Below are 6,155 nucleotides of genomic sequence, written 5' to 3'. Positions count from 1 at the left end.
CCCCCAACACGCCGCCCACCCTCACGGGCCCCAGTGTGCAGGCCTCGAGTGTGACGTCCGGCACGCCCGTTCCGACGACGTTGGAGGCCTCGGATGCTGACGGGGATTTACTCACCTACACCTGGACGCAGGAGCCCGCCGCCCCAGCGGGCACCTTCGACGACCCCTCCGCGTCCCAGCCCTCGTGGACCGCGCCGGACGTGGACAGCGCCCGGAGCTTCACGCTGAAGGTGACGGTGAGTGACGGCAGGGGTGGCACCGCCGAGGGCGCCATCGACGTCTCCGTGCGCAAGACCAACCAGCCTCCCACCGTGAGCGCGACCGTCTCCGCGCCCACGTCGCTGGTGGCCGGAGCGACGGGCACCTTCACCCTCACCGCGAGCGACCCGGACGGGGATCCGCTGACCTACGCGTGGACGCAGGTCACTCCCGGCGCCCGGGGCACCTGGGTGGGCGGTACGAATGGCGCGAGCGCGCAGTGGTACTCGCCCGCCGTGGCCGCGCAGACCGACTTCACCTTCTCCGTGAGCGTCACGGACGGCGTGGGCCCGCCCGTGGTGCGGACCCTCACCCTGCCCGTGTCGGTGCCCCGCTACGGCGCGGACATCCAGACCCTGTGGAGCTCCGCGCAGTGCACGGGCTGCCACGGCAAGGCCGGCAACCTGAGCCTCGCGGCGGCCACCAGCCACGCGAGCCTGGTCAACGTCACCGCCAAGGCGTGCGGCGGCACGCTCCAGCGCGTCACTCCCGGAGACCCGGACCACTCGGCGCTCATCCGGAAGATGGAGGGCAAGGACTGTGGGGACCGGATGCCCGCGGACAAGCCGGAGTATTTCGACCAGCATCCGGGCCTGAACGTCCTGGTCCGCTCGTGGATCCTCGCGGGCGCGGCCAACGACTGACGGCGGGCTCGCGCGCGCTCCGGCCGGGGCATAGGCTCCCCGTCCGTGGCCGCGAACCCGCCCCTCTTGGACGACATGGTCCTCTTCGCGGAGGTGGTGGCGACCGCCAGCATCACCTCCGCGGCGGAGCGCCTGGGCCTGCGCAAGTCCACGGTGAGCCGCAGGCTGGCCGCCCTGGAGGAGCGCCTGGGCATCCGGCTGCTCGAGCGCAACACGCGCCGCTTGCGCCTCACGGAAGCGGGCCGCGAGTACCACGCGCACTGCGCGCGGCTGGTCGCCGAGGCCCGCGAGGTGAACGCCGCGCTGAGCGAGTCGCGCGGCACGCCCCAGGGAACGCTGCGCATCGCCACCCTGTCGCTGCTGGGCGAGCTGCTCACGCCCGTCATCGCGGAGCTGCTCTTGCACGAGCCCCGGCTGCGCGTGGAGGTGTCGCTCGCGCAGACGCACGTGGACCTCATCGCGGAGGACTACGACCTGGCGCTGCGCACCGGGCCGCTCGCGGACTCGTCGCTGGTGGCGCGCAGGCTGGGGCGCGTGCGCACGGGCTACTACGCCAGCCCCCACTACCTCAGCCGCCACGGCACGCCCCGCACGCCTGAAGCGCTGACGGCCCACGAGTGCATCCTCCTGGCCGAGTCCGGCACCGACGAGGTGTGGTTCTTCGGCGAGGGACGTACCGCGCGCACCGTGCCGGTGACGGGCCGCCTGCGCGTGCCGAGCGAGCGAGCGGGACAGGCGGCGGCGCGCGCGGGGCTGGGCATCGTGCGGCTCGCGGCCTCGCTGGTGGCGGACGACGTGCGCGCGGGGCTGCTCATCCCCGTGCTGGAGGCGGACACGCCCCCGGGCCTGCCCATCTACGCCGTCTATCCCAGCAGCCGGCAGCTGCCCCTCAAGGTGCGGACCTTCCTCCAGCTGCTGTCCGCGCGCGGCGCCGCGCTCCCGTGGGAAGAGGGCTCCTGACGGAACAATGCGTCCCGCCCGGGGCGCTCGTCCCCGCTGCCGCACGCGGTTACATCCCCTGGGCACGAGGCGCGGACTTCGCGCCCTTCACACAGGGGATGGGCCCATGGCTGGCGACGTCATCGAGCTGGGAGACGCGGAGTTCCAACGCGAGGTGCTGGAGTCGAAGGAGCCGGTGCTGGTGGACTTCACCGCCACCTGGTGCCCGCCGTGCCGGGTCATCGCCCCGGTCATCGACGCGCTGGCCACCGAATACAAAGGCCGGATGAAGATGGCCAAGCTCAACGTGGACGACCACCCGGCCACGCCCGAGCAGTACGGCATCCGCGCCATGCCCACCCTGCTCTTCTTCAAGGGTGGGAAGGTGGTGAAGCAGGTCGTGGGCGCCGTGCCCAGGGCGAAGCTGGAGGAGGCCGTGCGCCAGGTGCTCTGACGCTCAGCCCACGCCACCGGACGGCGTCCAGTTGCCCAGGCGCGACTCCACGAAGCGCCGGGTCGCGCTGAGCGCCGCTTCGATGCCGTCCGCGCGCGAGCCGCCGCCCCACGCCACCTCCGGCGAGCCGCCGCCCTTGCCCTCGACGCAAGGCGCCGCCTGGGCCATGAGCTGGCCCGCGTCCATGCCCACGCTGCGAAGCGCGTCGCTCGCGATGGTGGCCAGCACCACCTTGTCGCCGCGCGTGGCGAGGAGAACCACGCCCACGATTCCGGCCAGCTCCCGCCGCAGCGCCTCCACCAGCGCCTTGAGGTGAGGGGCCGCGACCTCGCCCAGGTTCGCGGCGATGAGCGTCGTGTACCCCCAGCGCGTCGCGTCCTGGAGCAGCTGACGGGCCTGGACCTCGGGGGACACGGTCGCGGGCGCCACGGCCTGCTCGGGCTTGCGGCGCGCCTCCCGCTCCAGCCGCGTCAGCCGCTCGCGCAGGGCCACCACGCGAGGCATGGGCTGCGGCCAGTTGTGCAGGGTCTGCGACAGCGGCGACAGCGCGCGCAGCCGGGCCTCACCCTCCAGCCGGGCCGCGGACTCCAGTTGCGCCTCCAGCGCGTCCACCTGCTCACGCATTGCCCGGGCCGCTTCGCGCGGTGTCTGGCCCGTGGGCGGTGTGAAGGGCAGCGTCAGCGGACCGAAGCCGACGGCGGCGTCGCCATCAATCTTCTTCAGCATGGCGTTCGCGGCCGGCCGCACCCCGCCGTTCACGTAGCGCTGCAGCGTGCGCCACGCGTACTGCCGGAAGCCGGACAGGTGCTTCACGTAATAGGCCGTCCAGCGGGGCACCGGCTGCGAGCCGCGCAGGCTCTTGAACGGATCCGCGCCCGGCCCCAGCTCGATGGTGAGCCCCACCTCCAGCGCGTCCTGCATCAGCCGGTGCACGAGCCCCCGGTACAGGCCCAGGTCCTGCGGCAGCGACAGGTCGTAGCCGAACAGCGGGGACCAGACCGTGTCGTCGCTGACGTGCGTGGCGTAGAAGCCGTCCACGCGTCCATCCTTCACCGCGAGCCAGTACTGGAAGATGCCCTCGCGCAGCGTCCACGCGAAGAACTCCTCCGTGAAGTCGAGCGTGGAGTGGTACTTGTCCGCGTTGAGTGACCGGTACAGCTCCCGCAGCCGGGGCGCGCAGTCCGGCAGCTCCCGTCCGTCCACGATGCGGTAGCCCGCGGCCTCCAGGAGCCGCCCGTCGCGGCGCCGGTTCTCACGCACCTGCCGGCTGACGTCCTGCGTGGGCAACGTCATGCGCGTGTGAGAGCCGTACAGAAAGCCGTAGTCCCGCGCGGCCAGCGTGTTGAGCAGGGGCGACGCGTTCGCCGGGTTGATGGCGGGGAACACGATGGCGTGGCCGGGGAACCGCTCCACCAGGAAGGCCGTAAGGCGCTCCACCTGCGCTTCATCCAGGCTCACGCTCAGGTTGCGCAGCACCAGCCAGTGGTCCACGTAGACGGCCTTGTCGATGCGCGCCGCCTTCAGCATGGACCCCAGCGTGCGCATGGCCCCGCGCATCACCACCGCGCGCGCCGCGCCGTACGCCTCCGCCGTCACCGCCTGCACCGGCAGGCCGATGTAGCGCACCCACAGCGAGTGCAGCGGCGAGTTACCGTACTCCGCTTCGTTGATGGCCAGCGGGATGCGCAGGTCGTCCATCGCGACCAGGCGCAGGGTGGTGCGGTCGGAGAGGAAGGCGGTGCTGCCGCGCTTCATCACCGGGACGAAGTAGTCGCGTGCGAGCCGCGCCTGCGGCGTCTCCGGCCAGGAGCACGCGTCGACCGTGTCCGCGTCGTAGAGGGTCATGCCCTCCAGTCTAACGCTTGAGCGCGCGCTCGATGCGGCGGCGAAGGCCGTCCTCGGACAGCATGCCGCGCTGCGCGTCGATGACCTTCCCGTCCCGATCCAGGAAGTAGAGCGTGGGCAGCGCATTCACCTGGAAGGCGCGCGCCACGTCGTCGTCCGCGTACACCACGTAGGGGCGCAGCTCCGGCTGGAAGCGCTGGAGGAAGTAGTCCACCTCCTGCGGCGCCGTCGGGCCGTCGTCCCGGCTGGCCGCCACGAAGACGAGCCCCTGGGACTCGTACTCCTTGGCCAGCTTCACCAGGGAGGGCATCTCCTCGCGGCAGGGCGGGCACCACGTCGCCCAGAAGTCGAGCATCACCACCCGACCCTTCAGGTCCGACAGCGCCAGCGAGCCACCCTCGTGCTTCGTCAACTGGAAGGTCGGCGGCGACACTCCGTCAGGCACCAGCCGCGCCCGCTGCGCCTCGCGCACGCCCAGGAACGCCAGCGCGGCCAGCCCCAGCACCGCCACCACCGCCAGCGCCGTCTTGGCCTTGTCCCCGCGCGCGCCCGGCGGCGGCGTCCCTTCCGTCCCAGCAGCCTGCTGTGTCATCCGCGTTCCTTCCGTGTCAGGCGGCCGTGCACCCGCGTCAGGGCCCAGCGCACCCCGGCCCGCACCCGAGGCCGGCGCACCACCCACGCCGCCAGCGGAGGGCCCCAATGATAGTACCCGTCGATGAACCCCTGACCGAGCCGGCTCTTCCTGAGCACGTCGTCACGGAAGGCCCGGAAGGCCACCAGCTCCGGCGCGCCCTCGCCAAACGCCGCCGTCGCCACGAAGCACGTCGACGCGGGGCTCACCCACATCAGCTTGCCGTTGGTGAGGTTCACCACGACCTTCAGCTCCCGCTGCTCCGTGTAGAGGAAGGCCAACAGGTCGCGCCGGGCCGCCGGGAACTCCTGCCCGCCGGCCTCCTCGAAGTCGATGCGCGTGGTGACGGCGCTGCCCACCTCGTCCACCGTGAAGCGGTAGCGCTTGGAGCTGCGCCGGTGCTCCACCTCCAGCCCCTTCAGCTCTCCGAAGTAGGCCAGGAAGGGCACCCGGCACGCCGGGCAGACGAAGCGGTGGTAGGCGTGCGTCGGGATGAACGCGTAGTCCCCCATGCGCTTGCAGCCCGTGTTGGGGCACACGAGCTTCACCGTCGCCTGGGCCGCGTTGCGAGGGTCGTAGCGCGACAGGCCCGTGCCCTTGTCGAACACCGGCGGCGGCCGCGAGGGCTGCCCCACCATCTGACGCGTGGGGTGCGCGGCGCGCTCCAGCTCCTGGGCCTTGCGCCACGCCAGCTCCGCCGCCTCCAGCCGGCCGTCCGCGGTGTGCACCAGCGCCTCCGCGTGCGCGCGCAGGGCCGCCACCAGCCGGTCCACCAGCGGAGACACCGCCGGCTCCCGCGCCACCGCGAAGGCCTCCGCCAGCACCCGCTCCATCTCCGGCAGCAGGGCCTGGGCCGCCTTGCGGGACGGGTCCTCCGCCCGCCGGTACACCGGGGGCTCCGGCAGTTTCGCGAACAACGCCGAGGCGGAGGCCCGCACGCGCTCCAGCGCCGCGTCCCCCCGCCCCACGTCCAATCCCGCCGCCCGCGTCTGGGCGGCCCTGATGAGTTCTTCGGGCTGCAAGCCCGTGGACCTTAAGGGCCCCAACGCCCCCTGTCAGCGACTCCGGAAGCGACAGTCAGGAAACTCGCCATCGGCTCCGGGGCGATGTAAGACGACGTAGGAGGATGTGAATCATGGGCGTGTTGAAGTTCCTGGTCTGGACGACCTGCGCGGTGGGTCTGGGCGTCTTCCTGGCGCGGGGCAACGTGAACGGCCGGACCCCGCTGGACCACATGGAGCGCACCTGGAAGCGCACCGTGAACCCTTCCACCCTGGACAAGGTGAAGGGCGGCGTGGAGGACGTGGTGGACAGCGCGAAGGGCGCCGTGTCCCAGAAGTCCGCCAACGCGGCGGGCCCGCGCGAGCGCATCACCGCCGAGGAC

Annotated in this window: 7 protein-coding genes; 4 read left to right on the top strand and 3 right to left on the bottom strand. The window is 72.2% G+C overall.

Annotated elements, in window-relative coordinates:
- The 3 genes from D7X55_RS34025 to trxA all read left to right on the top strand — a co-directional run.
- The coding region (locus tag D7X55_RS34025) for an Ig-like domain-containing protein (RefSeq protein WP_233610235.1) at nucleotides 1-902 on the top strand (902 nt) is incomplete at its 5' end.
- A 45-nt stretch (nucleotides 903-947) separates the two neighbouring features.
- On the top strand, nucleotides 948-1,862 hold the full coding sequence (locus D7X55_RS34020) for a LysR family transcriptional regulator (protein ID WP_120549628.1): 915 nt from the start codon (nucleotides 948-950) through the stop codon (nucleotides 1,860-1,862).
- A 106-nt stretch (nucleotides 1,863-1,968) separates the two neighbouring features.
- On the top strand, nucleotides 1,969-2,295 hold the full coding sequence (gene trxA / locus D7X55_RS34015; protein ID WP_120549629.1) for a thioredoxin: 327 nt from the start codon (nucleotides 1,969-1,971) through the stop codon (nucleotides 2,293-2,295).
- Between the two features lie 3 nt (nucleotides 2,296-2,298).
- Here the strand turns inward: trxA and D7X55_RS34010 are convergent, their stop codons facing one another.
- Genes D7X55_RS34010 through D7X55_RS45570 form a run of 3 tightly spaced genes read right to left on the bottom strand, consistent with a single transcriptional unit; the run spans nucleotide 2,299 to nucleotide 5,793 of the window.
- A complete protein-coding gene (locus tag D7X55_RS34010; RefSeq protein ID WP_121725229.1) occupies nucleotides 2,299-4,140 on the bottom strand; it encodes a GNAT family N-acetyltransferase in 1,842 nt (613 codons plus the stop codon).
- A 10-nt stretch (nucleotides 4,141-4,150) separates the two neighbouring features.
- Nucleotides 4,151-4,732, bottom strand: coding sequence for a redoxin domain-containing protein (locus D7X55_RS34005; protein WP_199747278.1), 582 nt, complete (start codon nucleotides 4,730-4,732; stop codon nucleotides 4,151-4,153).
- Complete coding sequence (locus D7X55_RS45570; protein ID WP_121725228.1) at nucleotides 4,729-5,793, bottom strand: CFI-box-CTERM domain-containing protein; 1,065 nt, start codon at nucleotides 5,791-5,793, stop codon at nucleotides 4,729-4,731. The genes D7X55_RS34005 and D7X55_RS45570 overlap by 4 nt, the downstream gene beginning before the upstream one ends.
- Before the next feature lie 113 nt (nucleotides 5,794-5,906).
- On the opposite strand from D7X55_RS45570, the gene D7X55_RS33995 reads away from it, so the two are divergent.
- Nucleotides 5,907-6,155 (top strand): hypothetical protein (locus tag D7X55_RS33995; RefSeq protein ID WP_121725231.1); only part of this gene is annotated, 249 nt, incomplete at its 3' end.

The sequence above is a fragment of the Corallococcus sp. AB049A genome, assembly GCF_003668885.1.
Lineage (GTDB): Bacteria > Myxococcota > Myxococcia > Myxococcales > Myxococcaceae > Corallococcus > Corallococcus interemptor.
The sequence above is the reverse complement of the archived record's forward strand: the minus strand, read 5'-3'. Positions and strand labels throughout refer to the sequence as shown.

Excerpts from the sequence above, each read along its gene's own strand:
- trxA (WP_120549629.1), top strand. The coding sequence starts at position 1,969 with ATGGCTGGCGACGTCATCGAGCTGGGAGACGCGGAGTTCCAACGCGAG.
- D7X55_RS34010 (WP_121725229.1), bottom strand. The coding sequence starts at position 4,140 with ATGACCCTCTACGACGCGGACACGGTCGACGCGTGCTCCTGGCCGGAG.
- D7X55_RS34005 (WP_199747278.1), bottom strand. The coding sequence starts at position 4,732 with ATGACACAGCAGGCTGCTGGGACGGAAGGGACGCCGCCGCCGGGCGCG.